Source organism: Sphingopyxis sp. SCN 67-31, assembly GCF_001725095.1.
Genome location: NZ_MEFH01000093.1, coordinates 1 through 18,371, shown reverse-complemented (window position 1 = coordinate 18,371; position 18,371 = coordinate 1). Strand labels below are relative to the sequence as shown.

The window sequence follows — 18,371 nt, the reverse complement described above, 5'->3', positions numbered from 1 at the left end:
CCCGGCCGCGCGATCGCGGTGATCGGCGACGGGTCGATGTCGGCGGGCATGGCCTATGAGGCGATGAACAATGCCAAGCAGGCGGGCAACCGGCTGATCGTCATCCTCAACGACAACGACATGTCGATCGCGCCGCCGGTCGGCGGGCTGTCGGCCTATCTGGCGCGGCTGGTGTCGTCGCGGCCGTTCCTGGAACTGCGCGAGGTCGCGCGGCGCTTCGCGCGCCGGCTGCCGCAGCCGCTGCACAAGGCGGCGCGCAAGACCGACGAGTTCGCGCGCGGGCTGGCGATGGGCGGGACGCTGTTCGAGGAACTGGGCTTCTACTATGTCGGGCCGATCGACGGGCATAATCTGGAGCATCTGATCCCGGTGCTGGAGAATGTCCGCGACAGCGACCATGGCCCGGTGCTGATCCACGCGGTGACGCAGAAGGGCAAGGGCTATGCCCCCGCCGAGGCGGCGGCCGACAAATATCACGGCGTGCAGAAATTCGACGTCATCACCGGCGAGCAGGCGAAGGCGCCGCCGGGGCCTCCCGCCTATCAGAATGTGTTCGGCGAGACGCTGGCGAAGCTGGCCGACAGCGATCCGCGCATCGTCGCGATCACCGCCGCGATGCCGTCGGGCACCGGGGTCGACAAATTCGCGCGCGCGCACCCGGACCGCGCCTTCGACGTCGGCATCGCCGAACAGCATGCGGTGACCTTTGCGGCGGGTCTGGCGGCGCAGGGGATGCGGCCGTTCGCGGCGATCTATTCGACCTTCCTCCAGCGCGCCTATGACCAGGTCGTGCACGACGTCGCGATCCAGAACCTGCCGGTGCGCTTCGCGATCGACCGCGCCGGTCTGGTCGGCGCCGACGGGTCGACGCACGCGGGCAGCTTCGACGTCACCTATCTGGCGACGCTGCCCAACATGGTGGTGATGGCGGCGGCCGACGAGGCCGAACTTGTCCACATGACCTATACGGCGGCCGAATATGACGACGGCCCGATCGCTTTCCGCTATCCGCGCGGCAACGGCATCGGGGTGCCGCTGCCCGCGGTGCCGGAGAAGCTGGCGATCGGCAAGGGGCGCGTCGTGCGCAGCGGCAAGACGGTTGCGATCCTGTCGCTCGGCACCCGGCTCGCCGAGGCGCTGAAGGCCGCCGACACGCTGGAGGCGCGCGGGCTGTCGACCAGCGTGATCGACCTGCGCTTCGCCAAGCCGCTCGACGAGGAGTTGATCCGCCGCACGCTGGCGAATCACGAGGTCTGCGTGACGATCGAGGAAGGCAGCATCGGCGGGCTGGGCGCGCATGTGCTGACGCTGGCGAGCGACGCCGGGCTGATCGACGCGGGCCTGAAGCTGCGCACGATGCGGCTGCCCGACAGCTTTCAGGACCAGGACGCGCCGCACGCGCAATATGACGCGGCGGGACTCAACGCGCCGCAGATCGTCGATACGGTGCTGAAGGCGCTGCGCCACAACAGCGCGGGCGTGGAGGAAGCGGGCGCGCGGGCTTAGTCCGGCCCGCTTTCCATCTCAAGCGCGTCGATAAATCTCGCGCCGATGGCCGATCGCCACGACGAGGATCACCATTCGGCCGTCCTCTATCTTTGCGATCACGCGATAATCGCCGATGCGATAGCGCCAATAGCCGGTGCGTTCGCCGACCAGCGCCTTGCCGCGCTGGCGCGGGTTTTCGAGTGCGGCGACCTGCTCCAGCCCGACAAGGATGCGCTCGCCGGCGCTGCGCGGCAGCTTGCGGAGTTGCCGCCGAGCCGCCGCGTCGAACTCAAGCGTCCAGGCCAAGCTCGCGTCGCATCTGTTCGATCGAAACGGTCTTGCCTGCGTCGGGCTGATTCAACGCTTCTTCGAGAAGCGCGATATCTTCGAGGTCCTCGATATATTCCTCGATCGCCTTGCGCGCGAGGGCGGTTTTGGTCCGGCCCGACCGCCTGGCGGCGGCGGCGAGCCGTTCTTCCAATTCCTTGTCGAGGCGGATGGCCAGCATGGCGAAGCTCCTTTGCTATACATGTATAGCAAAGTTGCCAATTCTGCAATCCAACGGTGTGAAGACTGCGGCTACGCCCCAGGAATGGCGGCGCTGGCGTCGCGGCCGTCGCCTTCGGGGGCGGCGATGATGTCGCGGGTGACGAGGCCCTTGTCGACCACCTGCGTATCGGGGCTGCCGATCTGGCTGCGGATGCCGGCGTCGGCGCGCGGGCCGTCGGCGCTGCCGATGATCGCCGATTCGGTCGCGCTGCGCGGCGAATCGCCGCCGAACAGCGCACGCAGCGTCTGTTCCGCGGTGGTTTCGTTGCCGGGACGCGCGGCGCCGGGCGCGGGCGGAGTCAGCGCGAAATCGGGCGGCACGACGAGCGGCGCCTGGCGCGACACCGCGAATTCGTCGGGCCGGTCGCGGCTGAACAGGCTGTTCGACCCGCAGGCCGAAAGCGTCGTCGCGAGAAGCGAGGCGGCGAGGATGACGGTGGTCCGGTTCACGTAAAAAACTCTCCTGATGCGCCCCGTTTAATCCGCGGCCGTGCCGTTCGCCGAACGGTCGGCGGCCGAAGGCGCCTTTTCGCGCAAGAGCAGCGCGCGCGCAACCAGCAAAAGCACGCCGATGGTGATGCAGGCATCGGCGACGTTGAAGATCAGGAACGGCCGGAAATCCCCGAAATGCAGGTCGGCGAAATCGACGACGAAGCCGTGGCGGACCCGGTCGACGATGTTGCCGAGCGCGCCGCCGAGGATCAGCGCGAGCGCGACGACGTCGCCCTTCGCCTGCTCGCGCGTCATCCAGAAGGCGACCGCGGCGGCGACGAACGCGGTGACGGCGACCAATGTCCAGCGCGTCGTGTCGTTGCAGTCGGAGAACATCGACAGCGAGATGCCGCAATTCTCCGCCCAGGTCAGGTTGAAGATCGGCAGCACGCCGATGACGCGCTTCGCCTCGAGCGACAGCGGGCCGATGACGACCCACTTGCTGACCTGGTCGAGCAGAAAGGCCGTCGCGGCGACGAGCAGGCCGAAGCGCAGATAGGGGGAGCGTTTGCCGGTCATCCCCCGTCCAATACCGTCTCGCAGCGATTGCACAAGCCGCCGTCCTGTGCGACCTCCGGCAGGTGGCGCCAGCAGCGGCCGCATTTGTGGTTTTCGGTGCGCTTCACATCCCATTCGCCCCGGTGGACGGTCGAGGTGATGAAGATTTCCTCATAATCGACGTCGCCCGGATCGTCGGGCAGCCACAGCTCGGCTTCGAGGCTGGACCGGACGACCTTGTCGCGGCGTAGCGGCTCGATCCGTTCGGTGACGAGCGCCCGGGTCTCGCGGATCGCCGCCCATTTCGCGCGCATCGCGTCGCTCTGCGGCAGGACGGGAAGCGCGGGCCATTCGAGCAGATGCACGCTGCCCGCGTCGGGATAGCGCGTGCCCCACACCTCTTCGCTGGTGAACACCAGCACCGGCGCGGCGTAGCGGACGAGCGCGTGGAACAGCGTGTCGAGCACGCTGCGATAGGCGCGGCGGGTGTCGGTGCCGAGCGGCGCGGCGGGGCCGAGGTCGCAGTAGAGGACGTCCTTGCGGATGTCGAAATAGAAGGCCGACAGATCCTCGTTGCAGAAATCGGCGAGGCTGCGCGTGTAGCTGTTGAAGTCGAAATCATCGACCGCCTGCGCCAGCTTCGCATCGAGTTCGGCGAGCAGCGACAGCATGTAGCGTTCGAGCTCGGGCATCGCCGCGACGTCGGTGACGCGCTCCGCCTCGCTGAACCCGTCGAGCGCGCCGAGCAGGTAGCGGAACGTATTGCGCAGCTTGCGATACTGGTCGGCGACCCCGGTGAGGATCTCCTTGCCGATGCGGTGATCCTCGGTGAAATCGACCGACAGCGCCCACAGGCGCAGAATGTCGGCGCCATAGTCGCGCATCAGGTCGATCGGGCTGATCGTGTTGCCGAGCGACTTGGACATCTTCATGCCCTTGGCATCCATGGTGAAGCCGTGCGTCAGCACCGCACGATAGGGGGCGTGGCCGCGCGTGCCGCAGCTTTCGAGCAGCGACGACTGGAACCAGCCGCGATGCTGGTCCGACCCCTCCAGATAGAGGTCGGCGGGGAAGGGCGAACCGTCGTGGCGGACGAGCGCGGGCCAGCGGCCGCTTTCGAGCACGAAGGCGTGGGTCGATCCCGAATCGAACCAGACGTCGAGGATATCGGTGATGCGTTCGTAATCGGCGGCATCGCGATCGGGGCCGAGATACTCCTGCGCGCGCGCATCGCTCCACGCATCGACGCCCAATTCGCGGATCGCCGCGACGATGCGGTCGTTCACCAGCGGATCGTTCAGATACTGGCCGGTCTTGCGGTCGACGAACAGCGTGATCGGCACGCCCCATGCGCGCTGGCGCGACAGCACCCAGTCGGGGCGGGTTTCGACCATGCTGCCGATGCGGTTGCGGCCCTTGGCGGGGACGAAGCGCGTATCCTCGATCGCCTGCATCGCCGCCTGCCGCAGCGTCGGCGCGGCGCACCGCCCTTCCTCGGCCGGGTTGATCGCGCCGCCCTCATTTTCCCAGCGCTTTTCGCCGGGGGACTTGGGCGAGATGTGGGCCATCACCTTGTCCATCGGCACGAACCATTGCGGGGTGCAGCGATAGATGACCTTCGCCTTCGAGCGCCAGCTGTGCGGATAGCTGTGCCGGTAGTCGGCGCTCGCGGCGAGCAGCGCGCCCGCCTCGCGCAGGTCGGAGCAGATCGGGCCGTCGGGGGCGTTGAACTTCGGATTGATGACGCTGCCCTGGCCGCCGAGCCATGCCCAGTCGGCGCGATACTTGCCGTCGCCCTCGACCGCGAATTGCGGTTCGATGCCGTTCGCCTTGCACAGGTCGAAATCGTCCTCGCCATGGTCTGGCGCCATGTGAACGAAGCCGGTGCCGCTGTCGGCGGTGACGAAATCGCCCGTGAGCAGGGGACGGGGCCGCGCGAAAAAGCCGCCGAGATGGTGCATCGGATGGCGCAGCTCGATGCCTTCGAAATCGGCACCGCTGTAGAGGCCCGCGCCGACGTTCCACTTGCCGCCGGTTCCGTCAAGATCGCCGAGGCGCTGCATGACCGACGCCGCAAGATCGCGCGCCACGAGATATTCGACCCGCTGGATATGGCCGGCGTCGTCGGTCCATCCATAATCGATGAGGATATATTGCAGCTCGGGATTGTAGGCGACGGCCTGGTTGACCGGGATCGTCCACGGGGTGGTCGTCCAGATCAGCAGCTTCTGACCGGGAAAGATCTTCCCATTGCCTTTGGTTACTTCGAACGCCACGTCGATCTGGGTCGAGACGATATCCTCATATTCGATCTCGGCCTCGGCGAGGGCGGTCTTTTCGACCGGGGACCACATCACCGGCTTCGCACCGCGATAGAGCATGTCGTTGGCGGCGAATTTGAGCAGCTCGCGGACGATGGTCGCCTCGGCCTCGTAATCCATCGTCAGATAGGGGTGATCCCAGTCGCCGCCGATGCCGAGGCGCTTGAGCTGCTCGCGCTGGGTGTCGACCCAATGCTGCGCATAGGCGCGGCATTCGGCGCGGAATTCCTCGACCGGAACCTCGTCCTTGTTGAGCTTCTTCTTGCGATACTGTTCCTCGACCTTCCACTCGATCGGCAGGCCGTGGCAGTCCCAGCCGGGAACGTAGGGCGCATCCTTGCCCTTCAGCGTCTGGGTGCGGACGACCATGTCCTTGAGGATATGGTTGAGCGCATGACCGATGTGCATGTCGCCATTGGCATAGGGCGGGCCGTCGTGGAGGATGAACTGGTCGCGGCCCTTGCGGCTTTCGCGAATCTGCCCCTCGAGATTGCCTTCGAGCCATTTGGCGAGAATTGCCGGCTCCTTCTGTGGCAGGCCGGCCTTCATCGGGAAGTCGGTCTTGGGCAGGAAGACGGTGTCGCGATAGTCAGGAGCGTCGGTCATGGCCCGGGCGCTTAGCGCAGTTTTGCGGGCGCGCAAAGAAGGGCGAGCGGCTGCTTTTGGAAAAGATTCGCGCAGAGGCGCAGAGAGCGCAGAGAAGGAAGAAGATTCACGCGGAGACGCGGAGAGGTCATGATCGCCGCGAAGCGGCTTTCTCCTTCTTCCCCCGCGCCATGATGCGGAAGCGGTAAGATGAGGGGCCTGTCGGCCGGGCTCTTTCTCTCCGCGCCTCCGCGTCTCCGCGTGAACCAAACTCTCTCTGCGCTCTCTGCGCCTCTGCGCGAATCCTTTTATACGCCCGTCAGCAAGATTTTCGCCTGATCGCAGTCCGCCGCGATCTGGGCCATCAACGCGTCCATCGTGTCGAATTTCGCCTCCGGGCGGAGGAAGGCGTGGAAGGCGACGTCGATCGGCTGGCCGTAGAGGTCGCCCGAGAAATCGAAGAAATGCGGTTCGAGCAGTTCCCTGGGCGGGTCGAAGCTGGGGCGGATGCCGAGGTTGGCGGCGCCTTTCAGCACGCGGCCATCGGACAGCGTGCCGGTGACGGCATAGATGCCGTAGCGCGGGCGCAAATAGCTGCCCATGTCGATGTTCGCGGTCGGGAAACCCAGCAGGCGGCCGTTCTTGTCGCCGTGCTGGACGATGCCGCGCACGGTGAAGGGGCGGGTGAGCAGCCGCGCGGCGGTGGCGCAGTCGCCGGCGCGCAGCGCATCGCGGATGCGGCTCGACGAGACGGCTTCGGCGGCGTCGTCGACCGGCGCTACCATCTCGGTGAAGAAGCCGAGGCGGCGGGCGTGGTCGGCGAGCGTCACGACATTGCCGCCGCGCCCCTTGCCGAAGACGAAATCGGCCCCCGTCACCACCCCGGCGGCGCCGTAGCGATCGAGCAGCAGTTCGGTGATGAAATCCTGTGCGCTGGTGTTCGCCAGCCCGGCGTCGAAGGGGAGGACGAGCATCGCGTCGGCACCCGCGGCGGCGAACAGCTCCTGCCGCTGGTCGAGCGTGGTCAGGCGGAAGGGCGGCGCGTCGGGCTTGAAGAAGCGCACCGGGTGCGGATCGAAGGTCGCGACGATCGCGGGACGGCCGTCGTCCTTCGCATGATGGACGGCGCGGCCGACCACCGCCTGGTGCCCGGCGTGGAAGCCGTCGAAATTGCCGAGCGCGATGACGCCGCCGCGCAGGGCGGCGGCGATGCGGTCGTGGCCGTCGAGGCGGATCACGCGCTTTCCTCTCTCCGTTTGCCCTGAGCGTGTCGAAGGGCCGCTCTTTCTTGCCACGGTGAAGGAAAGAGCAGTGCTTCGACAAGCTCAGCACGAATGGACTGAGAAGGCGGGGTCATTTCGCGGCGGCCATCGGCGCGAGCCCCGCGCGGATGACGCGGATCGCGTTGCCGCCCATCGCGGCGCGGATTTCGTCGTCGGTGAAGCCCGCGTCGATCAGCGCCTGCGTCACCTGCACCAGCTTCGACGTGTCGAAGCGCACCGTCGTCGCGCCGTCATAGTCGCTGCCGAGCGCGACATGGTCGATGCCGACGAGGTCGCGGACATGCTTCATCGCCTTCGCGATGCTCGTGGGCGAGGTGTCGCAGACCGCGGCGTCCCAATAGCCGATACCGATCACGCCGCCGGTCGCGGCGACCCCGCGAATCTCGTCGTCGGAAAGGTTGCGGTTGACCCCGCACGTCGCCTGCACCCCGCCGTGGCTGGAGACGACGGGGCGGCGCGCCATCGTCAATATGTCGGCGACGCAGGCGTGGCTGCAATGCGCGATGTCGACGATCATCCCCTTCGCTTCCATCCGCTGCACGACCTGTCGGCCGAGCGGGGTCAGCCCGCCCTTTTTCAGGCCGTGCATCGACCCGGCGAAGATATTGTCGAAGAAATGGGTGATCCCCGCCATGCGGATTCCGGCGGTGTAGAGCTTGTCCAGATTGTCGATATCGCCTTCGAGATCGTGGAGCCCCTCGACGCTGAGCATCGCGCCGACCGGCGGCGGCGCCTTGGTGCGCCGCGCCGCGAGCAGCGCGTCGAGCTGCGGCTGCGTCGCGACCGCCATCAGCCGGCCCTGCGACGCGGCGACGGCACGGTGCAGTTTCTCGGCATGCCACAGCGAGCGTTCGAGCAGCGAGTTCCACGTCCGCACCGGTTGAAGCTGCGCGATGACGAGACTGGTGACGATGTCGGTGTCGTCGCCGTTGGCGTCGTAATTCTGCCCCTTGGGCGCCTTGGTCGTACTCGACAGGATCTGGAGCGCGACATTCCCCTCTGCGAGGCGCGGCAGGTCCATGTGGCCGCGATCCGCCGGCTTCAGGAAATCGCGGCTCCACAGCAGGCTGTCGCTGTGCAGGTCGACGATCGTCAGCGTCTTGTGCAGCGCCTTCGCATGCTCGCCGACCTGAAGCAGCGGCTTGCCGTCGATCTTGTTCGTGCCGCGCTCGATCATGCCCGGCGCGAAGAGGAAGAAGGCCGCCGCCGCGACTAGCAGCAGCGCGAGAAGTCCGATCAGCCAGCGGCGCATTCTTCTTCTCCCCTATCCGGTCCTGCGGGTGAAGGTGACGAAGCTGTAGGCCGGCCGTCCGGCTTCGCCCGGGTGATCCTCGCGCGCGATTTCCTGCCATTCGCGGGCGTCGGGATAGGCGATGGTCGCGTCGCCCGCAGGTTCGAGCGCCACCTCGGTCAACTCGATGCGCGTCGCGAGCGGCAGGAACAGGCGATAGATGTCGGCGCCGCCGATCACCATCGCCTGCGGCGCGTTGGCGAGGCGCAGCGCCTCTTCGACCGATCCGGCGGGCTCGGCGCCCTCCTCGTGCCAGTCGGGATCGCGGGTGAGGACGATGTGGCGCCGTCCGTCGAGCACCGCGGGCAGGCTGTCGAAGGTCTTGCGCCCCATGATCATCGGGCGGCCCATGGTGAGCTGCTTGAAGCGGCGCAGGTCGGCGGGCAGGTGCCACGGCATCTTTCCGTCCGCGCCGATGACGCCGTTGGCGGCGCGGGCGAGGATCAGCGTGATGTCGGGACGCTTCATCGGGGCACGGCCTCCGGACCGACCCCCGGACCGACCCACGTGACATGGCCGAGCTTGCGCCCCGGACGCACCTCGGTCTTGCCATAATGGTGGACGTGTGCGGCGCCGTCGGCGAGCAGGTCGGGGACGCGGTCGATGTCGGCGCCGATCAGGTTGTGCATCGTCACCGGCAGCCGCGGCACGGCGGTGCTGCCGAGCGGCAGGCCGGCGACGGCGCGGACATGATTTTCGAACTGGCTCGCCACCGCGCCCTCGATCGTCCAGTGGCCGCTGTTGTGGACGCGCGGCGCCATCTCGTTGAACAGCGGCCCGGCGTCGGTCGCGAAGAATTCGCCGGCGAGCACTCCGACATAATCGAGCGCGTCGGCGACCTGCGCCAGCAACGCGCGCGCCTCCGCCTGCTGGTCGAGGACGATCGGCGGCGGCGGCAGCGTCGAGGCGCGCAGGATGCCGGCTTCGTGCACGTTGAGCGGGCTGTCCCAGACGCGCGTCTCGCCGTCGAGGCCGCGCACCAGGATCGCCGAGAATTCGTGCGCGAAGGCGACGAAGCCTTCGAGGATCGCGGCGCGCGCGCCGATCGCCTGCCACGCCGCGTCGGCATCGGCCGGGTCGGGCGAGGCGATCCGCGCCTGCCCCTTGCCGTCATAGCCCATGCGCACCGTCTTGAGGATCGCGGGCGTGCCGATCGCCGCGAGCGCGGCGTCGAGCGCGGCGCGGTCGGGCACCGCGGCGAAGGGCGCGGTGCGGCCGCCGAGACCGGCGACGAACGCCTTTTCGGCGAGCCGGTCCTGCGCGACCTCCAGGCTTTTCGCGCCGGGGCGCACCGCGACATGCCCCGACAGGAAGCGCACCGTGTCGACGGGAACATTCTCGAACTCGAAGGTCACGACGTCGCAGGCGGCGGCGAAGGCGGCCAGCCGTTGCTCGTCGTCCCACGCCGCGCGCGTATGCATCGCCGCGACCTCCGCCGCGACGCTTTCGCGGTCGGGGGCATAGACATGGGTGCGATAGCCGAGCTGGGCGGCGGCGGCGGCGAGCATGCGGCCGAGCTGGCCGCCGCCCAATATGCCGATGGTCGATCCGGGCGGCAGCATCCGCGATCAGCCCTCGCGCACCGGAACCGGGGCGACGCCCCCGGTCTGTGCGGCGCGCCAGGCGTCGAGCTTTTGCGCAAGGCCGGCGTCGGCGTTCGCGAGCAGCGCTGCGGCGAACAGGCCGGCGTTGGTCGCGCCCGCCTTGCCGATCGCGAAGGTCGCCACCGGCACCCCGCCGGGCATCTGGACGATCGACAGCAGGCTGTCCATGCCGTTCAGCGCCGCCGACTGGACGGGGACGCCGAGCACCGGGACGCGCGTCATCGATGCGATCATGCCGGGCAGGTGCGCGGCGCCGCCCGCGCCGGCGATGATTGCCTTCAACCCGCGGTCCGCCGCTTCGCGAGCATAGGCGACGAGCCGGTCGGGGGTGCGGTGCGCGGAGACGATCCGCACCTCGTGCGCGATCCCCAGTTCATCGAGAACCTGCACGGCATGCGCCATGGTCGGCCAGTCCGACTGGCTGCCCATGATCACGCCGACGCTGATGCCGGTGTCCGGCGCCGCTTCGCCCATCACCCCAATCTCCCTGCCGCGGCGATTCACCGCCGTCCGGTCCCCCTAGCGGGTCGGGAAGGCGGGAGCAACGCCGGCTTGGGATCCCGTTTACCGATTGGTATCAAGTGGCGGCTATCGTCGTTCCACGCAGCCCGCCGGCACCCGGCCGGGGGCGGGGGTTCGCTTCGGGGACGATGGATGGACAGCATGGGGGGGGCACGGATCGCGGTCGACCGGACCGGCGTCATATCCGTCGACTCCATCGAAGATCAGCTCCGCGACATGCGTCGCGAACGCGACGCGCTGCGCCGCGAGAACCGCATCTTGAAGATCGCCGTCGCCGAACTCGAACGCGTGTCGGAACGCGACACGCTGACCCCGCTGTTCAACCGCCGCTATTTCCTGACCGCGATCCACCAGCGCATCGCCCGCTTCGAGCGCCATGCGGAGAGCGCGGCGATCGTCTTCGCCGACCTCAACCAGCTCAAGCGGATCAACGACAGCCTCGGCCACGCCGCGGGCGATTTCGCGCTGCTCGAGGTGGCGAAGCGGATGCAGGAATCGATCCGATCGACCGACGTCGCGGCGCGGATCGGCGGCGACGAGTTCGGGCTGATCCTCGACCAGTCGAGCGAGGCCGGCGCGCGCGCGCAGGTCGAACGGCTGCAGCATGTGCTGGCGGCGACGCCCGCCGTCTACGATGGGCATGCGATCACCCTGTCGGCCTGTTTCGGGGTCGCGATGCTGCGGACCGGGATGACCGAATCGGACATACTGGCCGCCGCCGACCGCGACATGTACAGCTGCAAGCTGGCGCTCGGCAGCGCCATGGGACACCGCTGACCCGTCTTGCGGGGCTGCCGCCTCAATCACCTGTTAACCAAAAGCGCGCATGATCCGCCCGAGGGGGAGGGGATGCGTCATGCACGGCCATAGCGACCCGGTTCATCACATCCAGCGCCGGATCACCGGCCAGATCGGCGCGCTCGCCGACGCGCTGCCGCATTGCGCGCTGTCGCAGTTCGTCGAAGGCGTCGACGATATCCGGCGCCTTGCGCGCGACCATGGTTTCGCGATGGTCGAAACGCTGGCGAGCCGGCTCGAATCGGCGGTGGCGGCGGGCGGCTTCCAGGCCGCGATCCGCACCTATCTCGACGCGATGAGCGACGCCGCCGGCGCGCCGCCGGGACCGCTTCCCGCCGCGGCGCAGGAGGCGTGGCTCGCCTCGGTGGCGACCCGGCTCGGGCATTGACGCCGCGCCGCTGACGCCGCACATCGCCTGTCATGGATGCCATCATGCTCGCCCTCGTCGCGGTGGCGCTCGCCAATGCCGACGGGCGCGCGGGGCGTTTCCTGTCGGACCTGCTGGCCCTGCGCGCCGACCGGCGCCGCACCGTCGCCATCGCTTTCGGAGCCTTCGGCGCCAACGCGCTGATCGCCGCGGTCGCGGGGAGCATCGCCAACCGCATGATCGGACAGGGCGTCGTCGCGCTGCTGCTGGCCCTTGCCCTGCTGACCGCAGCGGGCGCGCTCGTCTGGCGCGGCGCGGCGGCATCTCCGGCGGAGCGCGAGGCGGAACTGCCGGCGCCGCTGCTGGCGGCGCAGCTGTTGCTGGTCCAGTTCGGCGATCGCAGCCACGTCCTGATCGGCGCGCTCGCGGCGACGAGCGGCGCGGGCGTCTGGGCCGCTGCGGGCGGCTTCATCGGCTGGGTGCTGGCGCTGTTGCCCGTGCTGGCTTTCGGTCCCGGGCTCACCGCGCATCGCGCCGCATCGGTCATCCGCTGGGGCGCCGCCGCGATCCTGCTGCTGTGGGGCGTGCGCGCGGCGATGACCGCCTTCGGCTTGTAGGTTTCGCCCGTTTTTCCGTCGGTCATCGAATTTTTCGATGACAGCGGCCGAGAGGTTCCATGGGAACTTTTGACCGGCTTCGGCTATATGAAGGAAAAGCAAACGAAAGGACGATATATGCCCCAGAAGAACCAGCCCGCGATCGCCGACGCGCTCAATGCGCTGCTCGCCGACAGCTTTGCCCTCTATCTCAAGACCAAGAATTATCACTGGCACGTCCAGGGCCCGCATTTCCGCAGCCTGCACCTGCTGTTCGACGAACAGGCGGCCCAGATCCTGGCGACCACCGACCTGATCGCGGAGCGGGTACGCAAGAATGGCGCCACGACGCTCCGTTCGATCGGCGATATCGGGCGGCACCAGTCGATCAAGGACGACGACAAGGCCGGGGTCGACGCCGACACGATGGTCCGCACCCTCGCCAAGGACAATGAGACGCTGCTCGAACGGCTCCACGAAGCCAAGGACGCGGCGGAGGCCGATGGCGACATCGCGACCAGCGGGCTTGTCGACGGCTGGGCCGACGAGACGCAGCAGCGCATCTGGTTCCTCAAGGCGACCGAGGGCTATTGAGCCCCGGGGGCGCCCCTCTTCTTCGTGGTGCGAGCGCGGCAATCTCCGGTTCCGGCGGGGCCGGACGATGGCTGGAGATTGCTTCGCTTCGCCCGCAATGACGATTCGGGCTGAGGGCGGCCCCGTTAGAGTCTGATCGTCTTGGCTTGCAAGGCCACGTGCTCCCCCGAAGGCGGGAGCCCGGAGCTTCGAAGAGCCAAGGTCGGCGCCATGTCGCTCTGGGTCCCCGCCTGCGCGGGGACACGGCGTGGTTCATCCAATATGATCGCGCTGCTAAAGCCGCTCCGCCTGCACCACCGTGTCCGAGGCGCGCAGCGCCGACAGGATGCGCATCACATGATGGACGTCGCGCACCTCGACGACGACGTCATAGGTGTGAAAGCCGCCCTCGCGGTTCGACAGCCGCAGATTGGTGATGTTCGCCGAATTGGCGGCGAGGATGCCCGACATTTCGGCGAGCGTCCCCGGCTCGTTCATGATGACGACGCACAGCCGCGCGTTGCCGCCCTCGCTATTCTCCTGCCAGCGCAGGTCGATCCAGTCGGCGTCGATCCCGTCGGCGAGGCTGGGGCAGTCGATGACATGCACCTCGATCCCCTCGCCGGGCCGCGCAAGGCCGACGATGCGGTCGCCGGGAACCGGATGGCAGCAGGCGGCGAGCTTGTAGGCGACCCCCGGCGTCAGCCCCGCGATCGACACGGCGGCGCCCTGCCGCAGCTTGCCGGGCTTGGTCTTCATCTCGGCGGTGATGCCGGGTACCAGCGCCTCCATGACGGCATTGTCCGATAGCTGGCGCTTGCCGATCGCGACATAGAGCGCGGTGTCGTCGTCGAGCTTCAGCCGCTCGACCGCGGCGGCGCGCGCCTTGTCGCCGATGCGGCCGGGCAGGCGCTGGACGATCTCCTCGTAGATCTTGCGCCCCAGCGCCGCGAGCTCGACGCGCTCCTTCGACCGCACATGGCGGCGGATCGCCGCACGCGCCTTGCCGGTGACGGCGAAGCCCAGCCACGCGGGCTGCGGCGTCTGCTTGTCCGACGTCAGGATTTCGACCGTGTCGCCGTTGACGAGCTGGGTGCGCAGCGGGACGAGGCGGCCGTTGACCTTGGCCCCCACCGTCCGGTCGCCGAGCCCGGTGTGGACCGCATAGGCGAAATCGACCGGCGTCGCGCCCTTGGGAAGCTGGAACAGGCTGCCCTTCGGCGTGAAGGCGAAGATGCGGTCCTGATACATGGCGATGCGGGTGTTTTCGAGGAACTCGTCCGGATCGTGCGTCTGTTCGAGGATTTCGAGCAGGTCGCGAATCCAGCCCGCCTGCCCGTCGGGGCCGCTGCCGCCCTGCTTGTAGGCCCAGTGCGCCGCAAGGCCATATTCGGACTGCTGGTGCATTTCGCGGCTGCGGATCTGGATTTCGATCCGCATGTTCTGCTGGTGCATGATCGTCGTGTGCAGCGACTTGTAGCCGTTGCGCTTCGGCGTCGAGATATAGTCTTTGAAGCGGCCGGGGACCATTTTCCACTTGCGGTGGAAGAGGCCGAGCGCGGCATAGCAGTCGGCGTCGGTCGGGGTGATGACGCGAAAGGCGATGATATCGGTCACCTGTTCGAAGCTGACGTGGCGTTCCTGCATCTTGCGCCAGATCGAATAGGGATGCTTCTCGCGCCCCGACACGTCGGCCTCTATGCCGTTCTTCGCGAGCAGCTCCTTGAATTCGCGGCTGATCGCGGCGACCTTGTCCTTGCCGCCGGCGGTCAGCTTGGCGAGGCGGCCGGTGATCGTCGCATAGGCCTCCGGCTCCAGCTCGCGGAAAGCGAGAAGCTGCATCTCGCGCATATATTCGTACATGCCGATCCGCTCGGCGAGCGGGGCATAGATGTCCATCGTCTCCCGGGCGATGCGGCGGCGCTTCTCGGGTTTCTGGATGAAATGCAGCGTGCGCATATTGTGCAGCCGGTCGGCCAGCTTGACCAGCAGCACGCGGATATCATCCGACATGGCGAGCAGGAACTTGCGCAGATTCTCGGCCGCGCGCTCATTCTCGGTCTGCGCCTCGATCTTGCTGAGCTTGGTGACGCCGTCGACCAGGCGCGTCACGTCGGGACCGAACAGCCGCTCGATCTCTTCGGGGGTGGTCAGCGTATCCTCGAGCGTGTCGTGGAGCAGCGCGGTGACGATCGTCTCGCTGTCGAGATGCAGGTCGGTCAATATGCCCGCGACCTCGACCGGATGGCTGAAATAGGGATCGCCCGACGCGCGCTTCTGGCTGCCGTGCTTCTGGACGGTGAAGACATAGGCGCGGTTGAGCAGCGCCTCGTCGACGTCGGGATCGTAGGCGCGCACGCGTTCGACAAGTTCATATTGCCTGAGCATTGCCGTCAATGTCGTGCAAGCGCCGTCAATTGCAATGCGAAAATGCGTCGCGGCGTTCGAACGGGGTATCGGCCGGGCGGCGGCGCGCGCCATAAACTTTTGGCGTTGGCACGGATAATGCGTTAGTGCCGAGTCATGGGAAAAAGTGCTGGGTCCATGGAAAAGCTGCGCGAACCGTTGAACGATCTGGTCGGGGGGCAGTGCGCGTTGCCGCTGGCGCTCGAGGCGATGGGCGAGAGATGGTCGTTCATGATCCTGCGCGCCGCCTTCAACGGCGTGCATCATTTCGAGGAATTCCAGCACGAGCTGAACATCGCGCGCAACATATTGTCGAACCGGCTGTCGCGGCTGGTCGACCATGGCATCATGGCGCGCGAGGTGATGGCCGAGGATCGCCGCAAGGTCCGCTACGAGCTTACCGAAAAGGGGCTGGAACTGCTGCCCGCGATGATCGCGCTGCGGCAATGGGGCGAGAAATGGGGCGCCGGCGTGCCTTCGACCCCGGTGCTCGTCGACGTGCGCGACGAACAGCCGATCGGCCCGGTGACGATCACCGCGCACGACGGCAGGCCGCTGGGGTACAAGGAGCTGCTGTGGAAGCATCGGTCCGAACTGCAGCCGCTCGGCCAGGCGCGGGTGCGGGCCGACGCGCGCGTCGATCCGGTCGCGGCCGAATGAGCCGCGCACGCGCCGCCCGCTGATCGTCCGGACGCCGCCTCTCTCATGCCGCTGTTCGGACTGACCTCGCCGGGGCCCTTTTTCGGCAACAAGATTCGCGCCTTCTGGAACCTCCAGATCCTGGGCTGGCTCGCCTGGTTCGGGCTGCGCGCGATGTCGGGGTTCGCGGGCGGGCAGACCTTCGATTTCCTCGTCCTCGTCGTCGTTTCGGCGGTCACGGGCTTTTCGCTGACGCTGCTGCTGTCGGTCTGCTATCGCGCGCTGATCAATCGCCGCACCATCCTGGTGTGGGGGGCGTGCTTCGGGGTGCTGGCGATCGCCACCGCGATCTGGGCCTTCATCGACGCCTGGTTCCTCCAGATACTGAAACCCGACAGCGACACGAGCTTCACCGGCCTGCTGCTGGTCGCCATCTATATCGACGCGACGACGCTGGCCGCCTGGTCGGCGCTTTATTTCGCGATCAACTATTTCCTCCAGCTCGAGGAGCAGAGCGACCGCGTGCTGCGGCTGGAGGCGCAGGCGGCGTCGGCGCAGCTCGCGATGCTGCGCTATCAGCTCAATCCGCATTTCCTGTTCAACACGTTGAACAGCATTTCGACGCTGGTGCTGCTCAAGCAGTCCGAACCGGCGAATGCGATGCTGTCGCGCCTGTCGGCCTTCCTGCGCTACACGCTCGCCAACGAACCGACGGCGCAGGTGACGCTGGCGCAGGAGATCGAGACGCTGAAGCTCTATCTCGATATCGAGAAGATGCGCTTCGAGGACCGGCTGCGCCCGCATTTCCACATCGATCCCGGCGTCGCGCGGGCGCGATTGCCCTCGCTGCTGCTCCAGCCGCTGATCGAGAATGCGATCAAATATGCGGTGACGCCGCAGGAAGAGGGCGCCGATATCACCATTTCCGCACAGCTTGCCGGTCAAAAGGTTCGGATTACCGTGTCCGACACCGGCGCGGGATTGTCAGCCGACGGCGCGAACCCCACGACGGGCATTGCAACGGAATCGACGGGCGTGGGTTTAGCGAACATCAGGGACCGGCTGGCCCAGGCGTTCGGCGACCAGCACAGGTTCGATGCGCAGTCGGGCGATGACGGCGGTTTCACGGTGACGATCGAGTTTCCGTTTCAGCCCGACGGACAGGCAAGGATTGGAACCGAAGCGACATGACGATCAGAACCATCCTGGTGGATGATGAAAAACTGGCGACCCAGGGCCTGCAACTCAGGCTCGAAGCGCACCCGGATGTCGAGGTTGTCGACACCGCCCTGAACGGCCGCGAGGCCATCCGAAAGATCAAGACCCACAAGCCCGACCTCGTCTTCCTCGACATCCAGATGCCGGGGTTCGACGGCTTTTCGGTGATCCAGGGGCTGATGGAGGTCGAACCGCCGCTGGTGGTGTTCGTCACCGCCTATTCGGACCATGCGATCCGCGCCTTCGAGGCGCAGGCGGTCGACTATCTGGTCAAGCCGGTCGAACCCGAACGGCTCGCCGACGCGCTCGACCGCGTCCGCCAGCGGCTGACCGAAAAGCGCGGCGCCGCCGAGGTCGAACGGCTGAAGACCGTGCTCGCCGAGGTCGCGCCCGAAGCGGTGGAGGAATTCGAGGGCGAGACGGCGGCCGAAGCGCCCGCCGCCGACCGCTATGAAAAGATGATCAACATCAAGGATCGCGGCCAGATTTTCCGCGTCGACGTCGACAGCATCGAGCGGATCGATGCCGCGGGCGATTACATGTGCATCTATACCGCCGACAACAGCCTGATCCTGCGCGAGACGATGAAGGATCTGGAAAAGCGGCTCGACCCGCGGAATTTCCAGCGCGTGCATCGCTCGACGATCGTCAACCTCAGCCAGGTCAAGCAGGTCAGGCCGCATACCAACGGCGAATGCTTCCTGATCCTGGGGTCGGGCGCGCAGGTGAAGGTCAGCCGCAGCTATCGCGACGTCGTGGCGCGGTTCGTGCATTGAGGACGGCGTCGCCCCGGTGAAAGCTGGGGCCGCTGTCGTCGTGATCCACCGTCAGCGATCCCGGCATTCGCCGGGATGACGCTTATAGTTGATGCCCCGTCCGGTCGCGCTTGGTCGCGAGATAATGTTCGTTGTGCGGATTGGTCGGGAGCGCAAGCGGGATGCGTTCGACCACCTCGACGCCTTCCTTTTCCAGCCGCGCGACCTTTTCGGGATTGTTGGTCATCAGTCGGATGCGCGCGATTCCCAACAGGTCGAGCATCCGCCCGGCGATCGCGAAGTCGCGCGCCTCGACCGGGAAGCCGAGCCGCAGGTTGGCGTCGACCGTGTCGTAGCCCTGATCCTGCAACGCATAGGCGCGCAGC

At 67.2% G+C, this 18,371-nt stretch carries 20 protein-coding genes; 8 read left to right on the top strand and 12 right to left on the bottom strand.

The annotated features are described in order from the left end of the window. Positions 1-1,506, top strand: a 1,506-nt coding sequence (gene dxs, locus ABS88_RS18720; protein ID WP_286750287.1) for a 1-deoxy-D-xylulose-5-phosphate synthase, incomplete at its 5' end; no start/stop codon positions are given. An 18-nt stretch (positions 1,507-1,524) separates the two neighbouring features. Here dxs and ABS88_RS18715 read toward each other — a convergent pair. The 10 genes from ABS88_RS18715 to purE all read right to left on the bottom strand — a co-directional run bounded on the left by ABS88_RS18715 (position 1,525) and on the right by purE (position 10,585). After that, the gene (locus ABS88_RS18715; RefSeq protein ID WP_067111433.1) at positions 1,525-1,794 is read right to left on the bottom strand and encodes a type II toxin-antitoxin system RelE family toxin; all 270 of its coding nucleotides are present in this window, start codon (positions 1,792-1,794) and stop codon (positions 1,525-1,527) included. Continuing rightward, positions 1,778-1,996 carry a type II toxin-antitoxin system RelB family antitoxin gene (gene relB, locus ABS88_RS18710; RefSeq protein ID WP_067111430.1) on the bottom strand — a complete coding sequence of 73 codons (219 nt, stop codon included), beginning with the start codon at positions 1,994-1,996 and terminating at the stop codon, positions 1,778-1,780. The genes ABS88_RS18715 and relB overlap by 17 nt, the downstream gene beginning before the upstream one ends. 71 nt (positions 1,997-2,067) lie before the next feature. Beyond that, complete coding sequence (locus ABS88_RS18705) at positions 2,068-2,487, bottom strand: DUF3035 domain-containing protein (RefSeq protein ID WP_067111427.1); 420 nt, start codon at positions 2,485-2,487, stop codon at positions 2,068-2,070. A gap of 27 nt (positions 2,488-2,514) precedes the next feature. Further along, positions 2,515-3,048, bottom strand: coding sequence for a signal peptidase II (lspA, locus tag ABS88_RS18700; protein ID WP_067186350.1), 534 nt, complete (start codon positions 3,046-3,048; stop codon positions 2,515-2,517). Further along, positions 3,045-5,954 (bottom strand): isoleucine--tRNA ligase, encoded by a 2,910-nt coding sequence (ileS, locus tag ABS88_RS18695; protein ID WP_067186348.1) that lies wholly within the window; start codon positions 5,952-5,954, stop codon positions 3,045-3,047. The genes lspA and ileS overlap by 4 nt, the downstream gene beginning before the upstream one ends. A gap of 287 nt (positions 5,955-6,241) precedes the next feature. Then, entirely contained in the window at positions 6,242-7,171 is a 930-nt protein-coding gene (locus ABS88_RS18690) for a bifunctional riboflavin kinase/FAD synthetase (RefSeq protein WP_067186347.1), read from the bottom strand. Positions 7,172-7,286: 115 nt separating this feature from the next. Continuing rightward, on the bottom strand, positions 7,287-8,468 hold the full coding sequence (locus tag ABS88_RS18685) for a dipeptidase (RefSeq protein ID WP_067186345.1): 1,182 nt from the start codon (positions 8,466-8,468) through the stop codon (positions 7,287-7,289). A gap of 12 nt (positions 8,469-8,480) precedes the next feature. Next, positions 8,481-8,975, bottom strand: a complete 495-nt coding sequence (locus tag ABS88_RS18680; protein ID WP_067186343.1) for a dihydrofolate reductase — start codon at positions 8,973-8,975, stop codon at positions 8,481-8,483. Beyond that, positions 8,972-10,069: a 5-(carboxyamino)imidazole ribonucleotide synthase gene (locus ABS88_RS18675; protein ID WP_067186341.1), complete on the bottom strand. Its 1,098-nt coding sequence runs from the start codon at positions 10,067-10,069 to the stop codon at positions 8,972-8,974. Before ABS88_RS18675 ends, ABS88_RS18680 begins: the two co-directional genes overlap by 4 nt. 6 nt (positions 10,070-10,075) lie before the next feature. Further along, positions 10,076-10,585 carry a 5-(carboxyamino)imidazole ribonucleotide mutase gene (purE, locus tag ABS88_RS18670; protein WP_067186339.1) on the bottom strand — a complete coding sequence of 170 codons (510 nt, stop codon included), beginning with the start codon at positions 10,583-10,585 and terminating at the stop codon, positions 10,076-10,078. A 189-nt stretch (positions 10,586-10,774) separates the two neighbouring features. Between purE and ABS88_RS18665 the strand changes: the two genes are divergently transcribed. The 4 genes from ABS88_RS18665 to ABS88_RS18650 all read left to right on the top strand — a co-directional run bounded on the left by ABS88_RS18665 (position 10,775) and on the right by ABS88_RS18650 (position 12,988). Next, the gene (locus ABS88_RS18665) at positions 10,775-11,410 is read left to right on the top strand and encodes a GGDEF domain-containing protein (RefSeq protein WP_241941998.1); all 636 of its coding nucleotides are present in this window, start codon (positions 10,775-10,777) and stop codon (positions 11,408-11,410) included. A 79-nt stretch (positions 11,411-11,489) separates the two neighbouring features. Then, positions 11,490-11,819, top strand: coding sequence for a hypothetical protein (locus ABS88_RS18660; protein ID WP_067186337.1), 330 nt, complete (start codon positions 11,490-11,492; stop codon positions 11,817-11,819). Positions 11,820-11,863: 44 nt separating this feature from the next. Beyond that, on the top strand, positions 11,864-12,415 hold the full coding sequence (locus ABS88_RS18655) for a hypothetical protein (RefSeq protein WP_237233586.1): 552 nt from the start codon (positions 11,864-11,866) through the stop codon (positions 12,413-12,415). Between the two features lie 117 nt (positions 12,416-12,532). Next, on the top strand, positions 12,533-12,988 hold the full coding sequence (locus ABS88_RS18650; RefSeq protein ID WP_082737484.1) for a Dps family protein: 456 nt from the start codon (positions 12,533-12,535) through the stop codon (positions 12,986-12,988). 273 nt (positions 12,989-13,261) lie between these two features. Here ABS88_RS18650 and ABS88_RS18645 read toward each other — a convergent pair whose 3' ends face one another. Further along, positions 13,262-15,355, bottom strand: coding sequence for a RelA/SpoT family protein (locus ABS88_RS18645; protein WP_067186334.1), 2,094 nt, complete (start codon positions 15,353-15,355; stop codon positions 13,262-13,264). A gap of 156 nt (positions 15,356-15,511) precedes the next feature. Here ABS88_RS18645 and ABS88_RS18640 point away from each other — a divergent pair, with 156 nt between their 5' ends. Genes ABS88_RS18640 through ABS88_RS18630 form a run of 3 tightly spaced genes read left to right on the top strand, consistent with a single transcriptional unit; the run spans position 15,512 to position 18,006 of the window. After that, positions 15,512-16,033: a winged helix-turn-helix transcriptional regulator gene (locus ABS88_RS18640; RefSeq protein WP_067111391.1), complete on the top strand. Its 522-nt coding sequence runs from the start codon at positions 15,512-15,514 to the stop codon at positions 16,031-16,033. Between the two features lie 45 nt (positions 16,034-16,078). Continuing rightward, positions 16,079-17,203: a sensor histidine kinase gene (locus ABS88_RS18635; RefSeq protein ID WP_067186332.1), complete on the top strand. Its 1,125-nt coding sequence runs from the start codon at positions 16,079-16,081 to the stop codon at positions 17,201-17,203. Beyond that, a complete protein-coding gene (locus ABS88_RS18630) occupies positions 17,200-18,006 on the top strand; it encodes a LytR/AlgR family response regulator transcription factor (RefSeq protein ID WP_067111386.1) in 807 nt (268 codons plus the stop codon). The genes ABS88_RS18635 and ABS88_RS18630 overlap by 4 nt, the downstream gene beginning before the upstream one ends. Positions 18,007-18,088: 82 nt before the next feature. On the opposite strand, the gene ABS88_RS18625 is transcribed toward ABS88_RS18630, so the two are convergent. Next, positions 18,089-18,371: GTP cyclohydrolase II (locus ABS88_RS18625; RefSeq protein WP_502686163.1), on the bottom strand; the 283-nt coding region annotated here is incomplete at its 5' end.

Excerpts from the sequence above, each read along its gene's own strand:
- relB (WP_067111430.1), bottom strand. The coding sequence starts at position 1,996 with ATGCTGGCCATCCGCCTCGACAAGGAATTGGAAGAACGGCTCGCCGCC.
- lspA (WP_067186350.1), bottom strand. The coding sequence starts at position 3,048 with ATGACCGGCAAACGCTCCCCCTATCTGCGCTTCGGCCTGCTCGTCGCC.
- ileS (WP_067186348.1), bottom strand. The coding sequence starts at position 5,954 with ATGACCGACGCTCCTGACTATCGCGACACCGTCTTCCTGCCCAAGACC.
- ABS88_RS18685 (WP_067186345.1), bottom strand. The coding sequence starts at position 8,468 with ATGCGCCGCTGGCTGATCGGACTTCTCGCGCTGCTGCTAGTCGCGGCG.
- ABS88_RS18680 (WP_067186343.1), bottom strand. The coding sequence starts at position 8,975 with ATGAAGCGTCCCGACATCACGCTGATCCTCGCCCGCGCCGCCAACGGC.
- ABS88_RS18675 (WP_067186341.1), bottom strand. The coding sequence starts at position 10,069 with ATGCTGCCGCCCGGATCGACCATCGGCATATTGGGCGGCGGCCAGCTC.
- purE (WP_067186339.1), bottom strand. The coding sequence starts at position 10,585 with ATGGGCGAAGCGGCGCCGGACACCGGCATCAGCGTCGGCGTGATCATG.
- ABS88_RS18665 (WP_241941998.1), top strand. The coding sequence starts at position 10,775 with ATGGGGGGGGCACGGATCGCGGTCGACCGGACCGGCGTCATATCCGTC.
- ABS88_RS18660 (WP_067186337.1), top strand. The coding sequence starts at position 11,490 with ATGCACGGCCATAGCGACCCGGTTCATCACATCCAGCGCCGGATCACC.
- ABS88_RS18655 (WP_237233586.1), top strand. The coding sequence starts at position 11,864 with ATGCTCGCCCTCGTCGCGGTGGCGCTCGCCAATGCCGACGGGCGCGCG.
- ABS88_RS18650 (WP_082737484.1), top strand. The coding sequence starts at position 12,533 with ATGCCCCAGAAGAACCAGCCCGCGATCGCCGACGCGCTCAATGCGCTG.
- ABS88_RS18645 (WP_067186334.1), bottom strand. The coding sequence starts at position 15,355 with ATGCTCAGGCAATATGAACTTGTCGAACGCGTGCGCGCCTACGATCCC.
- ABS88_RS18640 (WP_067111391.1), top strand. The coding sequence starts at position 15,512 with ATGGAAAAGCTGCGCGAACCGTTGAACGATCTGGTCGGGGGGCAGTGC.
- ABS88_RS18635 (WP_067186332.1), top strand. The coding sequence starts at position 16,079 with ATGCCGCTGTTCGGACTGACCTCGCCGGGGCCCTTTTTCGGCAACAAG.
- ABS88_RS18630 (WP_067111386.1), top strand. The coding sequence starts at position 17,200 with ATGACGATCAGAACCATCCTGGTGGATGATGAAAAACTGGCGACCCAG.